This is a genomic window from Brevundimonas sp. DS20 (assembly GCF_001310255.1).
GTDB classification, from domain to species: domain Bacteria; phylum Pseudomonadota; class Alphaproteobacteria; order Caulobacterales; family Caulobacteraceae; genus Brevundimonas; species Brevundimonas aurantiaca.
This window is the reverse complement of the sequence record NZ_CP012897.1, coordinates 1,511,592-1,534,810: the sequence shown is the minus strand read 5'-3', so window position 1 is coordinate 1,534,810 and position 23,219 is coordinate 1,511,592. Positions and strand designations below refer to the sequence as shown.

Sequence of the window (23,219 nt, the reverse complement as noted above, 5' to 3'; positions counted from 1 at the left end):
CAGGGACAAGAACACGCCGAAGTCACGAATGACACAGGATCGCGCCGATCAATGAAGTCAGTTTGTCACATCATGACTTTGCATCGGCAGTCATAATATGACATTCTTCAGCCATGGACACCGCCGCCGATCGCAAGCTGTTTCTGGGGGCCCGGCTGAAGCGGCTGAGGCGCGACCTTTCCCTGACCCAGACGGCCATGGCGGCCGACCTGGGGGTTTCCCCCAGCTATCTCAACCACATAGAGCGCAATCAGCGACCGGTGTCGGCCCAGTTGCTGCTGCGTCTGGCCGAAACCTATGACGTCGATCTGCGCAGCCTGAACCAGGGCGGGGCCGTCGATGAGGCGCGGCTGGGCGAGGTTCTGGCCGATCCTCTGTTCAAGGGCTTGGCCCTGCCCCGTCACGAACTGGTGCAGGTGCTGGAAGAGGCGCCGGGGGTGGCCGACGCCCTGCTGCGCCTGTATCGGGCCTTTGACGACGGCCGCGCCAAGGCCCGCGCCGCCGCCGAGACCGGCGAAGGCCTGGTCGAGGCCAGTCCCGCCGAATGGGTGCGCGAATATATCCAGTCGCGCGGCAACCACTTTCCCGAACTGGACCAGATGGGCGAGGCCCTGGCCGAGGTCCTGGCGGCCGAGGCGCCGGCCCATGCCGACGGTTTCGAACCCGCCGCCCGCCAGCGGCTGGCGGCCAAACACGACCTGGGGGTCCGCACCCTGCCGGCCGAGGTCATGGTGGAATGGACCAGGCGCTATGATCTGCACCGCCGCCGTCTGCTGCTGTCCGAGACCCTGGGCCCGTCGTCTCGCGCCTTCGCCATCGCCTATCAGCTGGCCCTGGCCGAGCACGGACAGGCGCTCCACGACATGGTCCAGGCGGCGAACGCCCCGGACGGACCGACGCGCTCCCTGCTGAAGGTGGCCCTGACCAACACCCTGGCCGCCGCGATCCTGATGCCCTACGCCGCCTTTCAGCGCACGGCCGAAGAGACCGGCTATGACCTGGCGCGGCTTCAGGCGCGGTTCGGGGTCAGCTATGAACAGGCGGCGCACCGGCTGACGACCCTGTCGCGGCCGACGGCGCGGGGCGTGCCCTTCTTCCTGATGCGGGTGGATCAGGCGGGCAATATCTCGAAACGCTATGCGGCGGGCGCCTTTCCCTTCTCGCGCTTCGGCGGCGCCTGTCCGCGTTGGCGCCTGCACAGCGCCTTTCGCACGCCGGGCCGGATCATCACCCAGATCATCGAGACGCCAGACGGCGGTCGCTGGTTCACCTTCGCCCGCACCGTCGAACGCCAGGGCCAGGACGGATACGGCGAGACCCACGACCTGGCCGTCGGCCTGGGCTGCGAACTGCGCCATGCGCACCGGCTCGCCTATGCCCACGGCCTGGATCTGGACCGGCCCGAGGTGACGCCAATCGGCCCCGCCTGCCGCCTTTGCCACCGCCATCCCTGCGCCGAACGCGCCGCCGCGCCCATCGACCGGCCCCTGGCCGTGGACGACTGGGCCAAGTCGGTCAGCCCCTATCCGTTCGCAGCGATTTGAGTTCACAACCACTCATAGTTGTGAGATGATGCGGTTATGGCCGATCACGTCCTGACCCTTCCCCTGACCGAAGAGGCGCTTGAGCGGCTCAAGGCCGCTGCGCGCGCAGCGGGCCTGACGCCGGAAGCCTATGCCGGCGCGGTTCTGGACAGGGCGTTCACTGAACAGTCGTTTGGCGTCCGAGAAGACCAGGCGGCTTTCGAAACAGGGCAGACCGAACTTTACGCCTCGCCTCCAGACGGTCCCACAGCGGCCGAGGCGCTCGCCGAGTATGATCGCACGGGCGTCTACGAGACATTCGAGGAATGGTCCACGGCGTTCGAGACGGACCTGAAAGCACGCCTCGACGCCCGGCGGTGAAGCTCCGCTTCTCGCAACAGGCGGTTCGCGACAGGCGACGGCTCGCCGCCTTTTTGGCCGAGCGTAATCCACGCGCCGCCTTGCGCGCGTTGCGGGTCATCACCCGGTTCGTGTCTCTGTTGGCCGGCACGCCGTTCATGGGACGGGAAAGGGGAGATCGCCGCGAGCTCTACATCCCCTTCGGCGACAGCGGCTATGTGGTCCAGTACCGCGTCGATGCGGACGCCGTCGTCGTCGCCCGCATCTTCCACGCCCGCGAGGACCGCTGAGGCCTCAGTGGCTGAACAGCAGCCAGGACTGGCTGCGGTTCAACAGGGCCTGGGTGACGCCGCCCAGGACCCACTCGCGCATCCGCGAATGGCCCCAGGCGCCGGCGACGATCAGATTGGCGCCCGTCTGTTCGACCAGGGCCAGGATGCGGTCGCCGGCCGGACGTTCGTCGCGGACCTTGGCCTCGCTCTCGGCGACGACGCCGTGCCGACGCAGCCAGGCGGCGACGTCGGCGACGCGGGCGGCCGCAGCCGCGGCGTCGGCCGAGGCGCAGATCTCGACCACCTGGACCTCGCGCGCCTGTTTCAGCAGCGGCAGGGCGGCGGCGACGGCGCGCTGGGCCTCGCGCCCCTCCTTCCAGGCCACCAGGGCGACGCCGTCGACCGGCGCGGCCTGGGCGCGCGGCGGAGCGACCAGGACAGGGCGACCGAGATTCATGATCAGGTCGCCCGCGTCCGGCGCCCGATAGGGCAGACGGCCGGCGTCTCGGCCGATCAGGATCAGGTCCGCCGCACGCGCCTGGTGCGCGACGCAGGCGGCGGGATAGCCGGTTTCGGCCCGCCATTCGTGGGCGATGCCGGTGTCCTTCAGGGCGTCCAGAAAGCGGGTCTTGGCGGCAGCCAACTCCCCTTCCGCCTGATCGCGCCGCAGGGTCAGGATCTCGCCCGCCATGCCGCCGGCGACATAGGCGTCCACCAGGGGCGGCTCCGGCTCGCTGACGGATATGCCGATTAGGGTCGCGTCGAAGACGACCGCGAGATCGCGCGCAAAACCAATCCGGGCGACATTGTCGGCCTCGTCGTCCACATAGACCATCAGGCTCGAATAGGTCATGGCGATGCTCCTTGTTTCCGGAGCCTGGATGCGCCCGCCGGGCCCGTCCCGCCTTGATCCGCGTCAAACCTTCAACTGAGCACCACCCGGCCGTTCTCCAGGCGGAAGGCGACGCCGGTGCGCTGGAACAGGCGGGCGATGACGGCGGACGGATCGGCCACGCCCCGGTCCAGCAGGGTGGAGATGTCGTTGGCCAGGGTCGGGTCGCGCGACAGGCGGGTCAGGGCGCCCAGCCATTCCTCGCGGCTGAGGATCCCGTCGTCATTGTCCCGCCGCTGGAAGTCCGCCACCACGTCGAAGAAGTCTCCCCCGCCCGCGCGCCGCTCGGCCCCTTCGATGACCAGGCCGAACACTGCGCCGCAGGCGTAATAGGCGCGGTTGTCGCCCCGATCGCCCGCCGAGGCCAGGGGCCTGCCCGCCGCCAGCCGAACGCAGTCGTCCACCTCGCGCTGAAGCTCGGCCCGATCGTCATAGACGGGGTCGATGGCCTTCAGGGCGCGCACGGCCATCAGGTCGGCGCCGCCCTCGGTGATCCAGGCTTCGCGGGCGTACTGATATCTGAGCCCCTGCGAGCCCAGCCAGAAATGCGCCGCCTCATGGCCGATGAACCAGCGGGCGCGGGCCAGGGCCTGGGCGTCGGGGTCCAGCACCCCCTCGCCTTCAAAATTCATCGAGATCAGACCCGGCAGAACGCTGCCGCCCATGCTGGACAGGGATTTGGTCGGGCCGGTCCAGCTGACCATCAGGGTCGGGGGCTCGCCCTGGGCCGGGCCCAGACGGCGGGCGTAATAGGCCATGACCTGGGGCGTGAAACCGGCCAGTTGGTCGCCCAGCCAGCGCGGCAGACCAGGGTCGATGACGGTGGTGATCCCGTCGCCCCGGCGCGTCGTGGCGTCGCCGAACAGGACATAGGTCTGGGCGTCCACGGCGGTCGCCTCCGGCTTGCGCTCGCCCTTGAACAGGATCGGCCCGGACCGGTCGCGCCAGGTCACGGCCGCCGGGCCGCCCGGCACCTCGACGCCGTTCAGATCGCGCGGCAGGGCGCGGGCGGCGGCGACGGACTCCAGCGGAATGACGTCGAACTGGCCGGAAAACAGCGCCACCGTGCCGTCCGAAAAGACGAGAGCCGGATCATATTCGGCCTCAAGATCGCCGGGGCGCGGCGTCATGACTATGCGCACGTCGCGCGGCACAGGACCGCCGTCGGTCGAGCGCAGCACGTCATAGTCCCCCACCCGCTCCAGCACGACGCCCGGCGTCTCCACCCGCCACCAGTCCGGCCGCCAGGGCCGGCGGCTCTCGCGCAGCAGGGCCGACCGGAAGAAGGCCCAGACCGGCGCGTCGCGGTCCAGCACATAGTCGGCGGTCCACCGGTCACCGTCGCGCTGGACGGTGACGGCCACGCGGCCGTCCTCGGCCGTGACCGGAGCTTGAACCGCAACGACGGTGGGCGAGGCGCAGGCTGTGACGGCCGAAAGTCCGATCAAGCCTGCACAGATGAGGGCCGTCTTCAGACGCATGAAGCTCTCCGATAGGTCATGGCGGCCATAGCGACGGCCGGCGACAGCGTCACCTTAAGCCTTGTTCATCCGCGGGCCGCGTCCAGAGCGCGTCCGGCCGCCGCCAGTTCCCCGGCCATGACCGCCTTCAGCCGTTCGGGCGCCAGAATCACCGCCTGTTCGCCCCAGGTGAACAGGTGCCAGGCCAGTTCGCGCATGCCGGACGCCCGGAACCGCACGATCACGCCGCCGTCCGCCTGGTCCTCGAAGGTCTGGGTCGGGTGCCAGCGCCAGCTCTTGGCCTCGGCCGCGCCTTGCGGGGCGATGCGCAGGACCACGTCCTCGATCTCGTCCTGATAGATGCCGAAGGACTGGCTGGCGAAGACGCCCAGGTCGAAATCGGGCGGCGGGATCGCCACCCCGTCCTGAGCGGCGACATGGCTCATCCGGTCCAGACGGAAGGTCTGGATGCGGCCGGTCTCGCGGTCGGCGGCGACCAGATAGTTGGCGCGGCCGAACATGACCCCGCAAGGGGCGACGCTGCGGCGGCGCGGCTCGGCGCCCGGCCGGGAATAGGTGAAGCCCAGCGGCTGTTGCGCCAATATGGCCCCGCGAATGGCGGTCAGCATGGCCTCGTCAGCCGAGGGGCGCGGCCCGGCCTGGACGGCGATGGTCTCGGCCCGGACCAGGGCCTCCAGGTCCGGCGCCATCCGGTTCAGGGTGGTGGAGCGCATCGCCGCCTTGAGTTTCCGTTCGAGCGCCTCCAGCGCCGCCGCCCGCGCCGGTTCGCCCGCCGCGCGCAGGGCCGCCGCGGCCTTGGTCAGCTCCAGCATCTCGGTCGCGGTCGGCGCCTGTTCGAAGGCCGACAGGCCGCCGCGAATGCGCCAGCGTTTCGACGGCGGGTCCGACACCTCCTCCACCGTCGGGAACAGCATGAAGACGGCGTCGCGCATCCGCTCGGCGGTGCGGCGGCTGACGCCCATGTCGCGCGCCATCTCGTCCAGGCTCAGGCCCTCGGCGCTGGCGGCCAGGCGCCGCGCCAGGTCGATCACCATGGCCGCCTTGTCGTGTCTCACCGTCGCTCCTGAAAGATACGTCCGTTTCTGACGCATCAGTGCGCCATAACACAATCATCGACAAGAGGCCGACCGCTTCAGGAGATCATCAGATGGCTCAGTTCCAACCGACCGCCCCCCTGGCCCACAAGGCCGTCAACGCCAACCGCTACATCATCGTGCCGTGCGAGGCCGACGGATCGTCGGACCTGGCCGTCATCTGGGATCGGCTGGAGGAGCAGGTGGTGGACGTCATCTCCGCCGCCGCCAGCAGCCGCTATTCGGACGAGGACATGCTGTGGGACGAGGCCCGGTCGGAATGGGACGCCCCGGAATGGCGGATGGCGGCCTGATCTCAGGCCGGCTTCATCAGGCGGCTTTCGGCTTGGTCCAGCGATCAATCAGCCGCTGGGCCGGGCGTTCGACGTGATTGTGCGCCACCACCGCGACCCCGACGATGAGGCCGAACAGGCCGAGCGCGAACAGGTCGTTCAGCCAGACCGAGCCGAAATCGACACGCCGCCCGCCGGGCATCCAGTCCAGCTTGCGCGCGATGATCAGCATCACGGTCAGGATGAACATATGGACCATGTAGATGGAGAAGGACCATCGACCCAGCGTGACCAGGGCGGGATGATCCAGCAGGCGCGACACCCGCCCCTCCTCGCCCGCAAAGACCCAGACCAGGACGACGAAGACCAGGGTGACGGCGACCGTCACCGGTCCTTCGGCCCAGGCGACGAACAGACAGACGACGGCGACGGCGGCGATCTCCAGCCCCGTGGCGGCCAGCCCCTTCAAGCGGGGGATGTTCGTCCATAGGCCCTGCAGCAGACAGCCCAGGAAGAAGCCGTAAACCGCGCGAGGCACGGCGAAGTCATAGGTGGTGTTCATCCAGCGCCGGGCGTAGCTGACCACCAGAACCCCGCCGATAATCGCCAGAACCAGCCCGATCCAGCGGAACCGCCGGGGCGCGACCAGCACCAGGCCGGCGAAGATCAGATAGCAGGCCCATTCGGCGCTGAGCGTCCACGACGGCCCGTTCCAGGTCAGATAGGGATGGACATGCCAGGCCTGAACCAGGGCCAGATTGGTGAAGATCGCCCCCACCGACCGATCGCGTGTGAAGGGCTCGGCCCCATCGAAGTGGAAGACCAGCCGCGCCACCTCCAGCCCGATGAAGGCGGCCAGCATCAGCACATGCATCGGCCAGATCCGCCCGAACCGCCGCACCATGAACCGGCCCGCGTCCTGCGCCGTCTTCAGCCGCTCGGCATAGGCGTGGGCGATGACGAAGCCCGAGAGGACGAAGAAATAATCGACGAACAGATAGGCGTGCTGGATGAAATCCCAGGTCCGCCAGTGGCTGGCCACCGGCATGTGGAACATGACGACCAGAACGGCGCACACCCCGCGCAGGGAGTCCAGGGCTTCGAACCGGCGATGGGCGGCGGGGGCGGGTTTGGACAGGACGTTCACGGTCGCGTGATAGCGCCGGTCAAGCTCGGACGATAGGGGTTTCAGCGGTTGGCGAGACGATGGGAGCCGCGAGCGATGTCGGCCTCCCCTGCGCCTGTGATCCCACCCCATTTCCCGTCATCCCAGGGCTCGTCCCTGGGATCCATACGCCCGGTGTCGAACATCGACGCACGACGTCAAAACCGGGAGTATGGATCCTGGGCACAAGGCCCAGGATGACGACGGTGGAAGGTCACAGCCCCTTCACGATCCCCTCGACCATCTTCTTCGCATCCGCGAACAGCATCATGGTGTTGTCGCGGAAGAAGAGCTCGTTCTCGACGCCCGCATAGCCCGAGCCCATGCCGCGCTTGATGAACAGCACGGTCCCGGCCTTTTCGACGTCCAGGATCGGCATGCCGAAGATGGGCGACTGGGGGTCGGTCTTGGCGGCGGGGTTGGTGACGTCGTTGGCGCCGATGACGAAGGCGACGTCGGCGGTGGCGAACTCGGCGTTGATGTCCTCCAGCTCGAACACCTCGTCATAGGGGACGTTGGCCTCGGCCAGCAGGACGTTCATATGGCCCGGCATTCGGCCGGCGACGGGGTGGATGGCGTATTTCACCTCGACCCCCTCCTCCTTCAGCTTGTCGGCCATTTCGCGCAGCGCATGCTGGGCCTGGGCCACGGCCATGCCGTAGCCGGGCACGATGATGACCTTGGACGCATTCTTCATGATGAAGGCGGCGTCCTCGGCCGAGCCCTGTTTGACCGGCCGCGTCTCCCTGGCGCCGCCCGCGCCGGCCGCCGCCGCATCCCCGCCGAAGCCGCCCAGGATGACGCTTATGAAGCTGCGGTTCATGCCCTTGCACATGATGTAGCTCAGGATGGCGCCCGACGACCCGACCAGGGCGCCGGTGATGATCAGGGCGATGTTCTCAAGGGTGAAGCCCAGGGCCGCCGCCGCCCAGCCGGAGTAGGAGTTCAGCATCGACACCACCACCGGCATGTCGGCGCCGCCGATGGGGATGATCAGGGTCGCGCCCAGCACCAGGCTGAGGATGAAGACGCCCCAGAAGGCCCAGACGGCCGAGCCGCCCGTGCCGATCAGAATCCCGATCAGGAAGACCAGGGCCAGGCCCAGGCCGACATTGATTAGGTGCCGCGCCGGCAGCAGGATCGGCGCGCCCGACATATTGCCGTTCAGCTTGGCGAAGGCGATGACCGAACCGGTGAAGGTGATGGCGCCGATGGCGACGCCCAGGCTGAGCTCGACGATCGACAGGGTTTTGATGCCCGTCCCGTCCTCCGACAGAATTCCAAACGCCTCGGGCGCATAGACGGCGCCGATGGCGACCAGGCAGGCGGCCATGCCGACCAGGCTGTGGAAGGCCGCGACCAGCTGGGGCATGTCGGTCATGGCCACGCGCCGGGCGATCAGGGCGCCGATCCCGCCGCCGACCACGACCCCGCCCGCGATCAGCCCCAGGGTCAGGGGGTCCAGGGCCCGCGTGGCGCCGAGCGTCAGCAGGGTCACGCCGATGGCCAGCGCCATGCCGATCATGCCGAAGGTGTTGCCCTGGCGGCTGGTCTCGGGGCTGGACAGGCCGCGCAGAGACAGGATGAACAGAACGCCGGAAACCAGATAGGCCAGCGCGGCCAAGGATGCGTTCATCACGCCCCTCCCCTCAAGACGTGCGCGCCAGCCGCCACAGGGCGGCGGCGATGAACAGGGGGCCGATGAAGAACAGGGCCCATTCGAAAACGCCCAGCTGCCGGTCCTGGGTCACGACCCGGACCAGAATGGCCGAGAACACCAGGGCGATGCCGCAGTCGTGCAGCCGCTGGCGCTTGATCGGAACCTTGGTCCCGAACCAGCCGTACAGCCACAGGCCGAAACCGACGCCGGTGGCGATCCAGGAGCCGGTTATGGCGATCTGGGCGGGGTCGATCATGCCGCGCCCTTGGGAGCCGGCCGCTCCTTCTTCTTGTACATGGCCAGCATCCGTCGGGTGACCATAAAGCCGCCGAAGATGTTGACGCTGGCCAGGGTCACGGCCGCCACGCCCGCGCCCTTGGCGATCCAGGCGCTGGGGCCGGTCGCATCGCCCGACACGGCCGCCGCCGCGATCAGGCCGCCGACGATGATGACGCTGGACACCGCATTGGTCACGGCCATCAGAGGCGTGTGCAGGGCCGGGGTGACGCTCCAGACCACGTAATAGCCGACGAAGATGGCCAGGACGAAGATGGCCAGGCGGAAGACGGTGGGATCGACGTGTTCCATGGTCAGGCTTTCTGCTCCAACCGAGCATCAATGCTGATGAGAAGTCGCAGGACTCCGCCATTAATGACGCTACCGAAAAAGATCGGACCGACATTGGTAAGCGCCCTGCCGAACGCGGGACCCGAGGTGTCCTGAATGAAGCCGAAGATCAGCAGGATAAGCCAGAACAAGGCTCCACCGAAGATCACGATCAATGAGAAGATCGAAAGAGCATTGCGCAAACGGCCTGTAATCATCCCCGCACTCCTTCGTGCACCACGGCCTCGCCGTGCGTCACAACGGCCGCCTTCAGGATCTCGTCCTCCAGATCCACGGCCAGAGCCCCGTCCTTGATCATCAGCCCCACAAAGGCCGTCAGATTGCGGGCGTACAGGGCGCTGGCGTCGGCGGCGATGCGGCCGGGCAGGTTGGACCAGCCGACGATGGTCACGCCGTTCGCGGTGGTCACGACCTCGTTCAGCTTCGAGCCCTCGACGTTGCCGCCCGCCTCGACCGCCAGATCGACGATGACCGAGCCTGGCTTCATCGAGGCGACGTGGGCCGCCGTCAGCAGGCGCGGCGCCGGACGGCCGGGGATCAGGGCGGTGGTGATCACCACATCCTGTTTGACGATGTGAGATGCGGTCAGTTCGGCCTGTTTGGCCTGATATTCCGCCGACATCTCCTTGGCGTAGCCCCCGGCGGTCTGGGCGTTCCTGAACTCCTCGTCCTCGACGGCCAAGAATTTGGCGCCCAGGCTCTCGACCTGTTCCTTGGTGGCGGGGCGGACGTCGGTGGCGGTGACGACGGCGCCGAGACGCCGCGCCGTGGCGATGGCCTGGAGACCCGCCACGCCCACCCCCATGACGAAACATTTGGCGGCGGCGACCGTGCCGGCCGCCGTCATCATCATCGGGAACCCTTTACCATAGGCGTAGGCCGCCTCGATCACCGCGCGATACCCGGCCAGATTGGCCTGGGACGACAGGACGTCCATCACCTGGGCGCGGGTGATGCGGGGCACGAACTCCATGGCGAAGGCGGTGGCGTTCGCCCCCTTCAGGGCCTCGACCGTGGCCTTGTCGCGCCAGGCGTCCAGCATGGCGATCACGATCGCGCCGGGCTTCAGGGCGCTGATTTCCTGGGCCGTGGGGCCGCGCACCTTCAGCACGACGTCGGCGCCGTCCAGCACGGCGCGGGTGTCAGGCTTCACCGTCGCGCCGGCGGCGGCGTAGTCGGCGTCGGGAATGGAGGAGCCCAGGCCGGTCCCGGCCTCGACCGTGACGGTCGCGCCCAGGGCGATCAGCTTCTTGACCGTTTCAGGCGTGACGGCGCAGCGCGTCTCGCCTTCGCGACGTTCACGGGTGGCGGCGATAGCGACGGCCAAGCGAATCCCCTCTCATTGAAGCTGGGAGACGAGCCTAGGCCGGTTCCACCGACGCCGTCAAAGACCCGTGTCGGGCGAGCGGATCAGTGGCCTGCGCCGCCCTTGGGCTTGAGAGCCCAAAAGCCGACGGCGGCCAGGACCGCCGCCCCTATGAAGCCGGCGACGAAGGTTCCGCCCGGATGGAACCACAGGGTCAGGAACACGAGCACGCAGGCCACAGCCAGGGCGCCCCATTTGGTCAGGCCCATGAACAGGTGGAAGGTCGAGACCTGTTCATTGATCTGCATATCCCCCCGGACATAGGCGCTCGCATCGGCGTCGGCCTGGGCGGTGGCGGGGTTTTTGGCCTTGGCCATGAGAGCTCCCTCGGTCTTGTCGTTGGCGCGACTATAGCGTGGGTTCGACGCCGCTCAAGCACACACCGAGGAATGGCGAGGGGTGCGGGGTGTGGGGTGTGGCGGCAGCGGCCCACACCCCGCACCCCACATCCTCACCCCAGCGCCTCGAACTGATCCACCAGCCGCTCCAGACGCTTGCAGCCCACGCTCCAGAAGGCCGGGTCGCGCGGATTGAGGCCGAAGGGCTTCAGGGCCTCGACATAGGTCTTGGCCCCGCCCCCGGCCAGCAGGTCGCGGTAAAGGGGCGTGAAGCCCTTGGGATCGGCCCGTCGCGCCTCCATCAGGGCCGCCACCAGCAGGTCGCCGAAGGCGTAGGCGTAGACGTAGAAGGGCGAGTGGACGAAGTGGCTGACGTAGGCCCACCAGTGCTCATAGCCGGGATTCAAGGTGACGGCCGGCCCCAGGGACGCGCCCATCTCGGTCAGCCACAGTTCATTGATCCGCTGCTGCGAGACCTCGCCCTTCTGCCGCTCGTCGTGGAAACGGGTCTCGAACCGGTGGAAGGCGATCTGTCGCACCACGGTGTTCAGCCCGTCCTCGATCCTCCCGGCCAGCAGACCACGCTGCTCGCGCTTGGGCGCCGTGGCCAGCAGACGGTCGAAGGTCAGACCCTCGGCGAAGATGGAGGCGGTCTCGGCCAGGGTCAGAGGGGTGTCGGCCAGAAGCGTGCCCTGGTCCGCCGCCAGGGTCTGGTGCACCCCGTGGCCCAGTTCGTGGGCCAGGGTCAGGACGTCGCGCCGCTCGCCCATCCAGTTCAGGAAGACATAGGGATGGCGGTCGGCGGTGACCGGATGGGCATAGGCGCCCGATTGTTTGCCCGGCCGGGCGCGGCCGTCGATCCAGGGCCGGTCGAAGAAGCCGGCGGCGCGTTCGGCGAACTCGGCCCCCAGGTCCGAGAAACTGTCCAGAACGATCTCCCGGCCCTGGCTCCAGGTGAAGGCGCGCGGGGCGGTGGTCTCGATCGGGGCGTTGCGGTCCCAGTGATCCAGCCGCGCCTTGCCCATGGCCTTGGCCTTCAGGGCGTAATAGCGGTGGGACAGGCGCGGATAGGCTTCGGCGACGGCCTCGGCCATGGCGTCCACCGCCTCGCCATCGACCTCATTGGCCAGGTGTCGGCTGTCGGCGGGGCGTTTGAAGCCGCGCCAGCGATCCTCCATCGCCTTGTCGGCGGCGACGGTGTTCAGCACCAGGGCCAGGGTCGGGGCGCGGGCGGCCAAGGCCTCCGACAGGCCCTCGGCGGCGGCCTTGCGCCGCGCGGGTTTGGGATCGGACAGGCGGTTCAGGGCCTCGGCCAGGGTCAGGCTTTCATTGCCGGTCCCCTTCTTGCCGACATGGGCGCGCAAGGCCGCCAGCTGTTCGTCGAACAGGCGCGGCCACTGGGCCGTGATCGGGCCGCGCTCGGCGATGAAGGTCTCCAGCTCGCTGGACAGTTCATGCGGCTTCATGGCCCGCACCCGCCGCAGCCACGGCCGCCAGCGCGCGGCCCCCGCGTGGGCCTGAAGCGCGGCCTCCAGGGCGGCGTCGTCGATCTGGTTGATCTCCAGCGTCAGCCAGACGGTCGGGGTGGCGATGACGGTGATCTTTTCGCGCACATCCGCCTCGAACCCCTGCGCCCCCGCGTCGTCCCGCGCCGTCGAGGCCGACAGGAAGGCGTAGGCGCCGAGCGCGCCCAGGATGTCGGAGGCCTGCTCATAGAGGCTGATGGCCTGATCCAGCACCGCCCCCAGGGCGGCCGGATCGCCCGACGCCCCCGCCAGCCGCCCGCGCAGGCCGTTCATCTCGTCCACCAGGGCGCGCGCCCGCGTCAGGTCGTCGGCGAGCCGGGCGTCGTCCCGCGAGGCGTAGAGGTCGGACAGGTCCCACAGGGGGGCGTCGATGTCGGGGGTCTTGAAGGGGGCGTTCATACCCCTGTTTTGGGGAAGGTTCGGCCGTGCCGCAACCGCGCGCCGCTATCTTGCCGTATCCAGCTGCCTCATACTGGGCCGCAACACGGGGGCGAGCGTCATGAACGAGTGGATGCAGGACGGCGGGCGCAAGGGGCTGGACGGGCAAGGTCGGCTGTTCGCCGCGCGCCTGGCGACCGGTCTGATCCAGGGCGGCGCCCTGTATCTGCTGTACCGGGCGGCCGAGGTCGGGATGTGGCCCGACACCCGGCCCGAGGTGTTCGGCGGGCTGGCCCTGGCCTTCGGCTATGCGCCCGCCGTGCTTCTGGCGGCGGTTGGACGGCTGAAGCCCCTGCCGCTGGCTCTGTGGGCGGCCGCAGCGGCGACGGCCCTGTTCCTGATGGGCTGGCACGACGTGGCGCGGCGGGTGATCCCCGAAAACGACCAGGCCCCCTATCTTGAGGTTCCCGTCCTGGCCTTCAGCGCCGCCGCCCTCTTCGTGGCCCACCACCTGATCCTGCCGGCGATCCGCGAACGGCGCTGGCGGGCCGATTATCACGCCTATTTCGACGTGGCCTGGAAAGCGGGCGTGCAGCTGGCGCTGTCCCTGGGCTTCACCCTGGCCTTCTGGCTCCTGCTGCAACTGGGCGCTGCCCTGTTCCACGTCATCGGCGTCAAGGCCCTCAGCTCCCTGATCGGCGAGGCCTGGTTCGCCATACCCGTCACCTGCCTGGCCTTCGCCCTGGCGGTCCAGCTGACCGATGTGCGCGACGGCCTGATCCGGGGCGTGCGGACCGTGGCCCTGATGCTGCTGTCCTGGCTGCTGCCCGTCATCGCCCTGCTGACGGCGGGCTTTCTGGCCGCCCTGCCCTTCACCGGCCTGGAGCGCCTGTGGGACACGGGCAGCGCCACGGCCCTGGTGCTGGCCGCGGCCGCCGCCCTCATCATCCTGATCAACACCGCCTATCAGGACGGACGGCCCGACAATCTGCCGCCGGCGGCCCTGCGGATCGCCACCCGGATCGCCGGGGTTCTGGTCGCGCCCCTGATTGGCTTGGCCTTCTGGGGTCTGGCGCTGCGGATCGGCCAGCACGGCCTGACGCCGGATCGGATCATCGCCCTGGCCTGCGCGGTCGTCGGCGCCGTCTATGCGGTCGGTTATCTGATCGCGGCCGTGCGGCCCGGCGGCTGGATGCGCCCGCTGGAGACGACCAATGTCGCCGCAGGCGTTCTGGCCGTCGCCGCCGTCCTGGCCCTGTTCAGCCCCCTGCTGGACCCCGCGCGCCTGTCGGTCGCGGACCAGGTGGCGCGGCTGGAGCGCGGGGCGGTGAAACCTCAGGATTTCGACTTCGACTTCCTGCGCTTTGACAGCGGCAAGGCCGGTCTGGCGGCTCTGGACCGGCTTATGCGGTCGTCGGATGCGAAGACCGCCGAATTGGCACGCGAGGCCAGGGTGCGCGTAAATCGCGAGGCCTATTCCATCCAGGACCGGAATGAACGGGCGGCGGCCGTCCGCATCCAACCTGTCGCCGGCCAGACGACGCCGTCCAGCTTCACCGCACAACTGAGCCGGCAAGACAGTCTCATGTACGCCTGCAACAATGAGGCTCCCTGCCGTCTGCGCACCCTGGACCTGGACGGCGACGGCCGGGTCGAGGTTCTGCTGGCGGCGCCGGGGAGCATCATGGCCTTCGCCCAGGACGCCGGGGGACAATGGTCGCAAACCGGGTCCTACAGCGCCGTATGCGGGACGGCGGCGCCGAAGGATCTGCTGAACGCCTTCGCCGAGGCTGTGACGGTCGCCCCCGCCAGCCTGCCCAACCTGGTCGTGGGCGGTCGGACGCTGAAAGCCCAGCCGCAGATCCGATGCGAAGAGCCAAACACCCGTTAACCCCCCGGTCACCACGCCCCCTCACCCGATTTTCACCTCGTCCCCCTAGAAATCGTCCCGAAACGGGCCAGTCCGATCCACGGGCGGCCCCTCGGTGATGACAAGGGACGCCCCATGGCCAAGACCGTTCTGGTGGTCGACGACGATCCGACCCAGCGCCGCCTGTTGCAGGCTGTGCTCGAACGCGACGGTCACGCCGTGGTCCATGCCGCAAGCGGCGGCGAGGCCATCGACCGGATGACGCGCGGCGGCGGCGCCGACGTCATCCTGCTGGACATGATCATGCCCGAGATGTCGGGTCTGGAGTGTCTGGCCGAGCTGCGCAGCGGGGGCTTGACCACGCCGGTCATCGTGCTCACGGCCAACGGCGGCATCGACACCGTGGTCAAGGCCATGCAGGCCGGCGCCCAGGACTTCTTCGTCAAGCCGGTCGGGCCCGAACGCCTGCTGGTCGGGGTGCGCAACGCCCTCAAGCTGGAGCAGCTGACCACCGAGGTCGGTCGTCTGACCAAGCGGGTCCAGGGCCGCGCCAGCTTCGACGACATCATCGGCGACAGCGCCCCCATGCGGATGGTCAAGGCCCTCGGCGCCCGGGCGGCCAAGTCCTCCATCCCCGTCCTGATCACCGGCGAGAGCGGCGTCGGCAAGGAGGTGATCGCCCGCGCCCTGCACGGCGCTGGCGACCGGGCCGGCAAGCCCTTCGTCGCCGTCAACTGCGGCGCCCTGCCCGCCAATCTGGCGGAATCCATCCTGTTCGGCCACGAGAAGGGCGCCTTCACCGGCGCCGTCGACAAGACTCTGGGCAAGTTCCGCGAGGCGGACGGCGGCACCCTGTTTCTGGACGAAATCGGCGAACTGCCGCTGGATCTTCAGGTCAAGCTGCTGCGCGCCCTGCAGGAAGGCGAGATCGACCCCGTCGGCGGCAAGCGCCCGGTCAAGATCGACGTCCGCATCGTCTCGGCCACCAATCGCGACCCCGCTCAGCAGGTTAAGGACGGCGCCTTCCGCGAGGATCTGTTCTATCGGCTGAACGTCTTCCCGATCGAGGCGCCTTCCCTGCGCGACCGGCGCGAGGACATCCCCGCCCTGATCGATCATTTCATCGCCCGCTTCAACGCCGAGGAGGGCCGCCGCATCGCCGGCTGCGCCCCCGAGACCCTGGCCATGCTCCAGGCCTATGACTGGCCCGGCAATGTGCGCCAGCTGGAGAATGCGGTGTTCCGCGCCATCGTCCTGGCCGACTCGCCCTTCCTCCAGCCCTATGACTTCCCGTCCATCTCGGGCGTGGCCGCGCCCCTGCCCGATGCGACGCCCACGCCGCCCGCCGCCGCGCCGTCCTACGCCGACCTGCCGCCCCTGCCGGAACAACCGATCCGCATCCTGGACGACCGCGGCCATCTGCGGACCCTGGAAGACATTGAGCGCGACCTGATCCAGCACGCCATCGAGGTCTACGCCGGCCATATGAGCGAAATCGCCCGCCGCCTCGGCATCGGGCGCTCGACCCTGTACCGCAAGGTCCGCGAACAGGGGCTGGAGGGGCAGCTGAAAGAGGCGGGGTGAACGTCACTCGCCTGTTTCCAGCCGCTTCAGAAACGCCTTCACACCCCCCTCACCGTCATCCTCGGGCTTGACCCGAGGATCGGGCGCCCAGCCGCACAGACTGGGGTAAAGGTCCACCCACTCAGGGTTCGTCCGCTCGATCAACTCGAGCTTCCACACGCGATTCCAACGCTTCAGCGCCTTCTCTTTGCGGATGGCGGCGGTGACCAGCTCGAACTGCTCGTACCAGACCAGCAGACCGCAACCATAGCGACGTGCGAAACCTTCGAACGCTCTGTTCCTGTGTTGATGGCCGCGCTCATACAGGTTCGAGGTCATGCCGATGTAGAGGACGCCGTGTGGGCGGCTGGCCTCGATGTAGGTCGCGATGAAAGGTCGACGCTCACTCATCAACTCTGAGTTGCGGACAACCCGATCCTCGGGTCAAGCCCGAGGATGACGATCTATTCGATATCTTTTGGCTTCCGCCCCCACCGCCGCTTCGGCTCTTCGCCCTTCGCCTTGGCGGCGATCTCCTTCAGCTTGCGGCCCTGCATGGCCGACAGGGCCTGACCGGGCGCGCCCTTCTCGGGATCGGCGAAGGCGCGGCCGTGGGTTTTGACCCGCTCGCTGACCGAATCGAGGAACTCCCCCTCCCATTCCGACAAGGAAACGCCCGCCTTCTCGGCCGAGCGGCGGGCGCGTTTGAGAGCATTGAGCGCAGACCGCTGGGCGGCCTTGCGCTGCTGATCCCAAGGGCTCAGCAGCTCCTTTTTTGAGGCGCTACCGCCCTTCGGGCTGCTTGAGCGCGACAGCCGGCCTTTCGACGAATCGGTGGGCGTGCGCTTCAGCCCCTAATCTCCTCAGACCTCGCCGAGGGCCGACAGATAGAGGTCCAGGATGGCCTCCTCCTCCTGGCGCTTGGCCTTGTCCTGCTTCCTGATGCGGATGACCTTGCGCAGGACCTTGACGTCATAACCCTCGCCCTTGGCCTCGGCGAAGACCTCCTTCATGTCGGTCATGACGGCCTGTTTGTCCTCTTCGAGGCGCTCCAGCCGCTCGATGATGGTGCGCAGACGGCCCTGGGCCGTTGCGGTCAGGACGTCGGGATTGCCGTCGAACGAGGCGTCATCGGCCATGGGGAATACTCCAGAAATCAGGCGCGGACGCTAACCACGCCGTCCGGCGCGACTCAACCGCGAACACGAAAAAGGCCGCGGACAGAATCCGCAGCCTGTGGATCGTCAGGGCTTTTCCTGCCCTACCGCCCCTTGGGCGGCTTGGGCAGACCTGCGTGCGCGCGCCGCCGAGCAGTGCGCCTCGAACGCAGCTTAGCCTTGCTTGGCCTTGAAGCGCGGGTCGGTCTTGTTGATGACATAGACCCGGCCCTTGCGACGCACGACCTTGCAGTCGCGGTGACGGGTCTTCAGGGACTTGAGCGAGCTACGGACCTTCATGGTCGGACGTCCTGAGAGAAACCAATAGAAAAGCCGCTGACCCGGGCGGATCGCGGCGGAGGCGGTCGTATAGAGAGCGGCCCTTAGAAGGTCAAGCCGCTACGGCCCAAAACCCTACAAAAGCCGATGTCCGCCTGCCCGGCGGTCACTTTCCTACCCGTGCTCAAACACCCCGAAGGGCGGTAGCACACAAAAAAGAAAGATGGAGGCCTGACCTCCGAGTCGAACGGAGGGTGTTCGGGTTTGCACGCCCGTTGCGTCGCCACTCCGCCATCAGGCCGTTGGAGAAGTCTGCGCCCTTACGCCGCAGCGGACGTCTTCGTCGATGAAAATGAGGGTTAACGACGCTGATGAGGGATTCCGCAGGCGGACTTTTCGCCTGACAGGCGGATGAGAACGCGAGAAACCGCTTCGCGCGTATGTCATTTCCCCTATCCGTTCGGGAACTGTAGTCTGAATCTCATGCGCTTTTCCTATCGTCTTCTCCTCATCGGCTCCGTCGCGGCCTGCGCCCCCATGTTGCCGGAGCCGCCGGTGTCCCTGCCGACGCCGCAGCCCGATCCGGTTCCCGCCGCCGTGGTTCCGCCGCCGACGCCGCAGGCGCCGCCGCTCGCCGCCTATGACCAGGAAGGATTCGAGGGCTGGAAACAGGGTTTTCTGGCGCGCAAGGGCGGCGCCCGTCGCGCCGACTATGAGCGGGAACTGGCCGGTCTGACGCCGGACTCCAGCGTGGTGCGGCTGGACCGGAATCAGCCGGAATTCTCCAAGCCCGCCGGCGCCTATATCCAGAACGCCGTGACTGCGGTGCGGATCGCCCAGGCCAAGCAGCGGATCGACCGGGTGCCCTGGGCGGTGGTCCAGCGTTTCGGCGTGCCCTCTGAAATCCTGGTCGGCGTCTGGGCCCAGGAAAGCGCCTTCGGCCAGGTCCAGGGCGACTATGACGTCATCCGCTCCCTGGCGACCCTGGCCTATGACGGGCGCCGCCGCGACTGGGCCGAATCCCAGTTGAAGGACGCCCTGGACATCGTCGTCGACGGCCGCCGCGAACGCGCGGGCCTGAAGGGCAGCTGGGCCGGCGCCATGGGCCAAACACAATTCATGCCCGACAACTATCTGCGCCTGGGCGTGGATCAGGACGGCGACGGCAAGGTGGACATCTGGGGCGACGACGCCGACGCCCTGGCCTCGGCCGCCAATCTGCTGGCCCAGGCGGGCTGGAAGCGCGGCCAGACCTGGGGCTATGAGGTCGTCCTGCCCGCCGGCTTCGACTACGCCCTGGCGGAAGGGCCCAAACACGACTGGGCCTATTGGGCGGCCAAGGGCGTGCGCCTGGCCCAGGGCGGCACGCCGAACGGCGCCGAGGCGGTGGAGGACGCGACCATCCTCCTGCCCCAGGGGGCCAACGGCCCGGCCTTCCTGGCCCTGCCGAACCACTATGTGATCCGCAGCTACAACAACTCGGTCTCCTACGCCCTGGCCATCGGCCTGACGGCGGACGGGATCATGGGCAAGCCGGGCCTGACCAAGCCCTGGCCCAACGACGCCTCCCTGTCGCGCGACCAGCGGATCGGCGCCCAGGCGGCTCTGACGCGGCTGGGCTACGACACCCGCGGCGTGGACGGGGTGATCGGCGCCAACACCCGCGCGGCCCTGCGCCGCTGGCAGCTGGCCAACGGCCGCATCGCCGACGGCTATCTGACCGCCGCCCTGGCGGATGAGCTGATCCGCAAGGCGAACTGAGCGGTAACGCCCTGTCTCCTCCCCGTTTGGCGGGGAGGTGGCTCGGAGCGAAGCGGAGAGACGGAGGGGCTCTTCACCGCATCCCAGGCGTCAATGGGGCGTCCAGACCCCCTCCACCACGCTGTGCGCGGTCCCCCTCCCCCAGAGGGGGAGGAATGCGAATGGCGGAGACCAAAATCCTCCCCCCTTGGGGGAGGTGTCGGCGAAGCCGACGGAGGGGGCCGGCCTCCTTAGGCCGCCTTGTCCCAGTTCAGCACCACCTTGCCCGACTGGCCCGACTTCATCGCCTCGAAGCCCTGGCGATAGTCGGCGTAGTCCAGCCGGTGGGTGATCAACGGGCTCAGGTCCAGGCCGGCCTTCAGCAGGCCCAGCATCTTGCGCCAGGTGGTGAACATTTCGCGGCCATAGACGCCCTTGATCGTCAGGGCCTTCAGGATGATCGCGCCCCAGTCGGTCTCCATGGGTTTGCCGGGGATGCCCAGCATGGCCATGCCGCCGCCCATGATCAGGGTGTCGACGCACTGTCTGAAGGCGACGGGCGAGCCCGACATCTCCAGGGCCACGTCGAAGCCGACCTTCAGGCCCAGCTCCTTCATGACGTCATGGATGTCTTCCTTGGTCGTGTTCACGGTGCGCACGCCCGGCGCCACCTTCTGCGCCAGCTCCAGCCGGAAGTCGTTGATGTCGGTCAGGACCACGGTGCGCGCCCCGGCGTGGCGGGCCACGGCGGCGGCCATCATGCCGATGGGGCCGGCGCCGGTGACCAGGACGTCCTCGCCCAGGAGGTCGAACTGCTGGGCCGTGTGCACCGCATTGCCGAACGGATCCAGGATCGAGCCGATCTCATAGGGCACGTCGTCGGGCAGTTCGATGACGTTGAAGGCCGGCGCCACCACGAACTCGGCAAAGGCGCCCTGGCGGTTCACGCCGATGCCGCGCGTATGCGGGTCCAGGTGGAAGTGCCCGGCGCGGGCCGCTTCGGAGTTCAGGTCGATCACATGCCCCTCGGCCGAGACGCGCTGACCGATCTTCAGCGGACGATCCACCTCCTTGCCGATGGCGACGATTTCGCCGGCGAACTCATGGCCGGTGATCATCGGGGTCGGGACGTTCTTCTGGGACCACTCGTCCCAGTTCCAGATATGGATGTCGGTGCCGCAGACGGCGGTGCGATGGACCCGGATCAGCACATCCTCCGGCCCCGCCTCGGGGATCGGGGCGTCGATCAGTTCCAGGCCCTCGACCGGTCCGGTCTTGGCCAGGGCTTTCATCGTTTCGGCCATTACGGCGTCTCCTAAAAACTCTAAGATCGTCATCCTCGGGCTTGTCCCGAGGATCCATACTCCCGGTTTTAGCCGGTGCGCACCGTCCTCAACGGAGTCTATGGATCCTCGGGACAAGCCCGAGGATGACGGGAATAATGTGGCCGAGCGTGACGGAGAAAGGGGTCAGATAACCCCCAGCTCCCGCCCCGCCTGCGTGAACGCCTCGACCGTCCGGTCGATCTGTTCGAACGTATGGGCCGCCGACATCTGGGTGCGGATCCGGGCCTGGCCGCGCGGCACGACCGGGAAGGAAAACCCAATCACATAGACGCCCAGCTCCAGCGCCCGCGCCGCGAAGTCCTGGGCCAGTTTGGCGTCGCCCAGCATGACCGGGATGATCGGATGTTCGCCGTCCAGCAGGGTGAAGCCCGCATCGGCCATGGCGTTGCGATAGCGATGGGCGTTGGCCGACAGGCGAGTGCGTAGCGCATCCCCCTCCGCCCCTTGGGCGATGCGGATCGCCTCCAGCGAAGACCCGCACACCGCCGGCGACAGGGCGTTGGAGAACAGATAGGGCCGCGCCCGCTGTTTCAGCAGGTCGACCACCGCCTTCTTGGCGCAGATGAAGCCGCCCATGGCGCCGCCCAGGGCCTTGCCGAAGGTGCCGGTGACGAAGTCCACCTCGACTCCGTGATAGGCGAAGGAGCCCCGCCCCTGCGGCCCCAGGAAACCCGTCGCGTGGCAGTCGTCGACCATGATCAGGGCGTCGTATTTGTCGGCTAAGGCGCGGATGTCCTTCAGACGGGCGATATAGCCGTCCATCGAAAAGGCGCCGTCGGTGGCGATGATGACATCGCGGGCGCCGGCCTCGCGCGCCTCCTTCAGCCGGGTCTCCAGCTCGTCCATGTCCGAATTGGCGAAGCGATAGCGCTTGGCCTTGCACAGCCGCACCCCGTCGATGATCGAGGCGTGGTTCAGGCTGTCGGAGACGATGGCGTCGTTTTCGCCGAACAGGGGCTCGAATATCCCGCCGTTGGCGTCGAAGGCGGCTGCGAACAGAATGGCGTCCTCAAAGCCGAGATAGCCGGCGATGGCCGCCTCCAGCTCCTTATGGATCTCCAGGGTGCCGCAGATGAAGCGGACCGAGGCCGTGCCCGCCCCCCACTTCTGTTGCGCCGCGATCCCGGCCTGGGCGACACGCTCGTCGCCGGCCAGGCCCAGATAGTTGTTGGCGCAGAAGTTCAGCACCTCGCGCCCGCCGACCTGAATCACAGGCCCCTGGCGAGAGGCGATCACACGTTCGGGCTTGGTCAGGCCCTGGCCGTCGATCTCGGTCAGTTCGCCGACGATGCGGTCGTAGAAGCTCTGGGTCATGGCCGCGACCTACGCCCATTTCGGCCGGGTTTCCAGACGTCTCGACGCGATGTCAGGTCGCGGCCTGGGGGTTTTCCTCGGCCCTGATCGGACTGACGCGGATCTTGCCGCCGCACGGCTGGAAGGCGAAGGGAAGGCTGACGCCGGCCGTGTCGCCCGGCGCCGTGACCCGAAGGCTCGCCACATTGGGACAGGTCTTCTGCATCGTCTCGTCGGGGATGACGTTCCAGGCGGTTTCGAAATAGGCCTTGGCCTGGGGCGCCAGTTCGACCGGCGTCGGAGCCTGGCCCTGGCGGAAATAGCTGCCGGGGCTCTGGTCGGCGCGGATCGAGGTCAGGGTCCGCCCCTGCGCGTCCAACAGGGTCACGCCGGGATAGCCGGTCAGGCTGCACGCCTGGCGGCCGATGTTCTGGAGGCTGAAGTTGCGCACCCGATTGCCCGCCCCGGCGTCGCCGCCCTCGGTCGCGAGCTTCAGCTGCGGCCCCTTACAGGGGGTGGAGGCCGGCAGCACCCCGCCGGGCGCCGGCGTGACCGCCGGATCCGGCTGGGCCTCGGCCAAGGGAGACGGCGTCCCCGCCGGTCGGGCGCAGCGTTCCAGGACGGCCACGCCGACCTGGTCGTTCGGGCTGAGCCGGCTGAGGGTGGCCGTCTCCTGGCCGTCACGGGTGGCGGTCCACCATTCGACGCCGGAGCCGACATAGCGGGCCCCGCTGGCGGCCTGGGCGGACCGCAGATCATAGGTCCGGCCCTTATAGGCCAGCTGGGCGGTGGCGCTGTCGGCATAGCGGGCCTCGACCGTCGCGCCGCTTTCGCAGGCGTAGCCGACGCCCGGAACCGGCGGGGCGGGCACGGGCTGGGCCTCGACCGGGGCGACCGGCTGCTCCGGCTCGGCCTGCTGACAGGCGGACACGCCCGTCAGGGCGGCGATGGCGAGCAGGGCGGTCAGGCGGCGCGTCATGATCAGGTCTCCTGTTCACGCCCTTAACGGTCAAGCTG

General features: G+C 68.3%; 25 protein-coding genes and 1 tRNA gene. 7 read left to right on the top strand and 19 right to left on the bottom strand.

Annotated elements, in window-relative coordinates; genetic code table 11:
- Nucleotides 1–113: 113 nt before the first annotated feature.
- The 3 genes from JL11_RS07290 to JL11_RS07280 are packed head-to-tail and all read left to right on the top strand — an operon-like array spanning nucleotide 114 to nucleotide 2,173.
- On the top strand, nucleotides 114–1,544 hold the full coding sequence (locus tag JL11_RS07290) for a helix-turn-helix domain-containing protein (RefSeq protein ID WP_054765075.1): 1,431 nt from the start codon (nucleotides 114–116) through the stop codon (nucleotides 1,542–1,544).
- Between the two features lie 36 nt (nucleotides 1,545–1,580).
- Nucleotides 1,581–1,904, top strand: coding sequence for a hypothetical protein (locus JL11_RS07285; RefSeq protein WP_054765074.1), 324 nt, complete (start codon nucleotides 1,581–1,583; stop codon nucleotides 1,902–1,904).
- Entirely contained in the window at nucleotides 1,901–2,173 is a 273-nt protein-coding gene (locus tag JL11_RS07280; protein ID WP_054765073.1) for a type II toxin-antitoxin system RelE/ParE family toxin, read from the top strand. Before JL11_RS07285 ends, JL11_RS07280 begins: the two co-directional genes overlap by 4 nt.
- 4 nt (nucleotides 2,174–2,177) lie before the next feature.
- Here the strand turns inward: JL11_RS07280 and JL11_RS07275 are convergent, their stop codons facing one another.
- The 3 genes from JL11_RS07275 to JL11_RS07265 form a co-directional block, all read right to left on the bottom strand.
- Entirely contained in the window at nucleotides 2,178–3,008 is an 831-nt protein-coding gene (locus JL11_RS07275; protein ID WP_054765072.1) for a universal stress protein, read from the bottom strand.
- Between the two features lie 71 nt (nucleotides 3,009–3,079).
- Nucleotides 3,080–4,528: a hypothetical protein gene (locus JL11_RS07270; protein WP_054765071.1), complete on the bottom strand. Its 1,449-nt coding sequence runs from the start codon at nucleotides 4,526–4,528 to the stop codon at nucleotides 3,080–3,082.
- Between the two features lie 65 nt (nucleotides 4,529–4,593).
- Complete coding sequence (locus tag JL11_RS07265) at nucleotides 4,594–5,583, bottom strand: helix-turn-helix transcriptional regulator (protein ID WP_054765070.1); 990 nt, start codon at nucleotides 5,581–5,583, stop codon at nucleotides 4,594–4,596.
- Between the two features lie 92 nt (nucleotides 5,584–5,675).
- On the opposite strand from JL11_RS07265, the gene JL11_RS07260 reads away from it, so the two are divergent.
- On the top strand, nucleotides 5,676–5,915 hold the full coding sequence (locus JL11_RS07260) for a hypothetical protein (RefSeq protein WP_054765069.1): 240 nt from the start codon (nucleotides 5,676–5,678) through the stop codon (nucleotides 5,913–5,915).
- 16 nt (nucleotides 5,916–5,931) lie between these two features.
- On the opposite strand, the gene JL11_RS07255 is transcribed toward JL11_RS07260, so the two are convergent.
- The 8 genes from JL11_RS07255 to JL11_RS07220 form a co-directional block, all read right to left on the bottom strand.
- Nucleotides 5,932–7,041, bottom strand: coding sequence for an acyltransferase family protein (locus JL11_RS07255; protein ID WP_054765068.1), 1,110 nt, complete (start codon nucleotides 7,039–7,041; stop codon nucleotides 5,932–5,934).
- Between the two features lie 232 nt (nucleotides 7,042–7,273).
- Nucleotides 7,274–8,695, bottom strand: a complete 1,422-nt coding sequence (locus JL11_RS07250) for an NAD(P)(+) transhydrogenase (Re/Si-specific) subunit beta (protein WP_054765067.1) — start codon at nucleotides 8,693–8,695, stop codon at nucleotides 7,274–7,276.
- Nucleotides 8,696–8,708: 13 nt separating this feature from the next.
- Nucleotides 8,709–8,975, bottom strand: coding sequence for a hypothetical protein (locus JL11_RS07245; RefSeq protein WP_054765066.1), 267 nt, complete (start codon nucleotides 8,973–8,975; stop codon nucleotides 8,709–8,711).
- Nucleotides 8,972–9,307 (bottom strand): NAD(P) transhydrogenase subunit alpha, encoded by a 336-nt coding sequence (locus tag JL11_RS07240; protein ID WP_035307110.1) that lies wholly within the window; start codon nucleotides 9,305–9,307, stop codon nucleotides 8,972–8,974. The genes JL11_RS07245 and JL11_RS07240 overlap by 4 nt, the downstream gene beginning before the upstream one ends.
- A gap of 2 nt (nucleotides 9,308–9,309) precedes the next feature.
- On the bottom strand, nucleotides 9,310–9,543 hold the full coding sequence (locus JL11_RS07235; protein ID WP_054765065.1) for a hypothetical protein: 234 nt from the start codon (nucleotides 9,541–9,543) through the stop codon (nucleotides 9,310–9,312).
- Nucleotides 9,540–10,673 carry a Re/Si-specific NAD(P)(+) transhydrogenase subunit alpha gene (locus JL11_RS07230; RefSeq protein ID WP_054765064.1) on the bottom strand — a complete coding sequence of 378 codons (1,134 nt, stop codon included), beginning with the start codon at nucleotides 10,671–10,673 and terminating at the stop codon, nucleotides 9,540–9,542. Before JL11_RS07230 ends, JL11_RS07235 begins: the two co-directional genes overlap by 4 nt.
- An 83-nt stretch (nucleotides 10,674–10,756) precedes the next feature.
- Complete coding sequence (locus tag JL11_RS07225; protein ID WP_054765063.1) at nucleotides 10,757–11,029, bottom strand: aa3-type cytochrome c oxidase subunit IV; 273 nt, start codon at nucleotides 11,027–11,029, stop codon at nucleotides 10,757–10,759.
- Between the two features lie 134 nt (nucleotides 11,030–11,163).
- On the bottom strand, nucleotides 11,164–12,975 hold the full coding sequence (locus tag JL11_RS07220; RefSeq protein ID WP_054765062.1) for a M3 family oligoendopeptidase: 1,812 nt from the start codon (nucleotides 12,973–12,975) through the stop codon (nucleotides 11,164–11,166).
- 100 nt (nucleotides 12,976–13,075) lie between these two features.
- Between JL11_RS07220 and JL11_RS07215 the strand changes: the two genes are divergently transcribed.
- Nucleotides 13,076–14,845: an FG-GAP repeat domain-containing protein gene (locus tag JL11_RS07215; protein WP_054765061.1), complete on the top strand. Its 1,770-nt coding sequence runs from the start codon at nucleotides 13,076–13,078 to the stop codon at nucleotides 14,843–14,845.
- A gap of 114 nt (nucleotides 14,846–14,959) precedes the next feature.
- Nucleotides 14,960–16,408 (top strand): sigma-54-dependent transcriptional regulator, encoded by a 1,449-nt coding sequence (locus JL11_RS07210; RefSeq protein ID WP_054765060.1) that lies wholly within the window; start codon nucleotides 14,960–14,962, stop codon nucleotides 16,406–16,408.
- 3 nt (nucleotides 16,409–16,411) lie between these two features.
- Here the strand turns inward: JL11_RS07210 and JL11_RS07205 are convergent, their stop codons facing one another.
- From JL11_RS07205 to JL11_RS17430, 5 genes are all read right to left on the bottom strand, one after another.
- Complete coding sequence (locus tag JL11_RS07205; RefSeq protein ID WP_054765059.1) at nucleotides 16,412–16,798, bottom strand: GIY-YIG nuclease family protein; 387 nt, start codon at nucleotides 16,796–16,798, stop codon at nucleotides 16,412–16,414.
- A 53-nt stretch (nucleotides 16,799–16,851) separates the two neighbouring features.
- Nucleotides 16,852–17,154, bottom strand: coding sequence for a hypothetical protein (locus JL11_RS07200; RefSeq protein ID WP_156314165.1), 303 nt, complete (start codon nucleotides 17,152–17,154; stop codon nucleotides 16,852–16,854).
- Between the two features lie 96 nt (nucleotides 17,155–17,250).
- Entirely contained in the window at nucleotides 17,251–17,526 is a 276-nt protein-coding gene (locus tag JL11_RS07195) for a DUF2312 domain-containing protein (protein ID WP_054765057.1), read from the bottom strand.
- Nucleotides 17,527–17,718: 192 nt separating this feature from the next.
- Nucleotides 17,719–17,844 (bottom strand): type B 50S ribosomal protein L36, encoded by a 126-nt coding sequence (gene ykgO, locus JL11_RS07190; protein WP_031448545.1) that lies wholly within the window; start codon nucleotides 17,842–17,844, stop codon nucleotides 17,719–17,721.
- A gap of 203 nt (nucleotides 17,845–18,047) precedes the next feature.
- Nucleotides 18,048–18,124, bottom strand: a tRNA-OTHER gene (locus JL11_RS17430).
- 182 nt (nucleotides 18,125–18,306) lie between these two features.
- Here JL11_RS17430 and JL11_RS07185 point away from each other — a divergent pair.
- Entirely contained in the window at nucleotides 18,307–19,584 is a 1,278-nt protein-coding gene (locus JL11_RS07185) for a lytic murein transglycosylase (RefSeq protein WP_054765056.1), read from the top strand.
- A gap of 230 nt (nucleotides 19,585–19,814) precedes the next feature.
- On the opposite strand, the gene tdh is transcribed toward JL11_RS07185, so the two are convergent.
- From tdh to JL11_RS07170, 3 genes are all read right to left on the bottom strand, one after another.
- Nucleotides 19,815–20,867, bottom strand: a complete 1,053-nt coding sequence (gene tdh / locus JL11_RS07180) for an L-threonine 3-dehydrogenase (protein ID WP_054765055.1) — start codon at nucleotides 20,865–20,867, stop codon at nucleotides 19,815–19,817.
- Between the two features lie 165 nt (nucleotides 20,868–21,032).
- Entirely contained in the window at nucleotides 21,033–22,223 is a 1,191-nt protein-coding gene (locus JL11_RS07175; RefSeq protein WP_054765054.1) for a glycine C-acetyltransferase, read from the bottom strand.
- A 52-nt stretch (nucleotides 22,224–22,275) separates the two neighbouring features.
- On the bottom strand, nucleotides 22,276–23,181 hold the full coding sequence (locus tag JL11_RS07170) for a DUF4232 domain-containing protein (RefSeq protein ID WP_054765053.1): 906 nt from the start codon (nucleotides 23,179–23,181) through the stop codon (nucleotides 22,276–22,278).
- Between the last annotated feature and the right edge of the window lie 38 nt (nucleotides 23,182–23,219).

Coding starts and splice junctions, on each gene's coding strand:
- JL11_RS07290 (WP_054765075.1), top strand. CDS start 114: ATGGACACCGCCGCCGATCGCAAGCTGTTTCTGGGGGCCCGGCTGAAG.
- JL11_RS07285 (WP_054765074.1), top strand. CDS start 1,581: ATGGCCGATCACGTCCTGACCCTTCCCCTGACCGAAGAGGCGCTTGAG.
- JL11_RS07275 (WP_054765072.1), bottom strand. CDS start 3,008: ATGACCTATTCGAGCCTGATGGTCTATGTGGACGACGAGGCCGACAAT.
- JL11_RS07270 (WP_054765071.1), bottom strand. CDS start 4,528: ATGCGTCTGAAGACGGCCCTCATCTGTGCAGGCTTGATCGGACTTTCG.
- JL11_RS07260 (WP_054765069.1), top strand. CDS start 5,676: ATGGCTCAGTTCCAACCGACCGCCCCCCTGGCCCACAAGGCCGTCAAC.
- JL11_RS07250 (WP_054765067.1), bottom strand. CDS start 8,695: ATGAACGCATCCTTGGCCGCGCTGGCCTATCTGGTTTCCGGCGTTCTG.
- JL11_RS07245 (WP_054765066.1), bottom strand. CDS start 8,975: ATGATCGACCCCGCCCAGATCGCCATAACCGGCTCCTGGATCGCCACC.
- JL11_RS07240 (WP_035307110.1), bottom strand. CDS start 9,307: ATGGAACACGTCGATCCCACCGTCTTCCGCCTGGCCATCTTCGTCCTG.
- JL11_RS07235 (WP_054765065.1), bottom strand. CDS start 9,543: ATGATTACAGGCCGTTTGCGCAATGCTCTTTCGATCTTCTCATTGATC.
- JL11_RS07225 (WP_054765063.1), bottom strand. CDS start 11,029: ATGGCCAAGGCCAAAAACCCCGCCACCGCCCAGGCCGACGCCGATGCG.
- JL11_RS07220 (WP_054765062.1), bottom strand. CDS start 12,975: ATGAACGCCCCCTTCAAGACCCCCGACATCGACGCCCCCCTGTGGGAC.
- JL11_RS07215 (WP_054765061.1), top strand. CDS start 13,076: ATGAACGAGTGGATGCAGGACGGCGGGCGCAAGGGGCTGGACGGGCAA.
- JL11_RS07210 (WP_054765060.1), top strand. CDS start 14,960: ATGGCCAAGACCGTTCTGGTGGTCGACGACGATCCGACCCAGCGCCGC.
- JL11_RS07205 (WP_054765059.1), bottom strand. CDS start 16,798: ATGAGTGAGCGTCGACCTTTCATCGCGACCTACATCGAGGCCAGCCGC.
- JL11_RS07195 (WP_054765057.1), bottom strand. CDS start 17,526: ATGGCCGATGACGCCTCGTTCGACGGCAATCCCGACGTCCTGACCGCA.
- ykgO (WP_031448545.1), bottom strand. CDS start 17,844: ATGAAGGTCCGTAGCTCGCTCAAGTCCCTGAAGACCCGTCACCGCGAC.
- JL11_RS07185 (WP_054765056.1), top strand. CDS start 18,307: ATGCGCTTTTCCTATCGTCTTCTCCTCATCGGCTCCGTCGCGGCCTGC.
- tdh (WP_054765055.1), bottom strand. CDS start 20,867: ATGGCCGAAACGATGAAAGCCCTGGCCAAGACCGGACCGGTCGAGGGC.
- JL11_RS07175 (WP_054765054.1), bottom strand. CDS start 22,223: ATGACCCAGAGCTTCTACGACCGCATCGTCGGCGAACTGACCGAGATC.
- JL11_RS07170 (WP_054765053.1), bottom strand. CDS start 23,181: ATGACGCGCCGCCTGACCGCCCTGCTCGCCATCGCCGCCCTGACGGGC.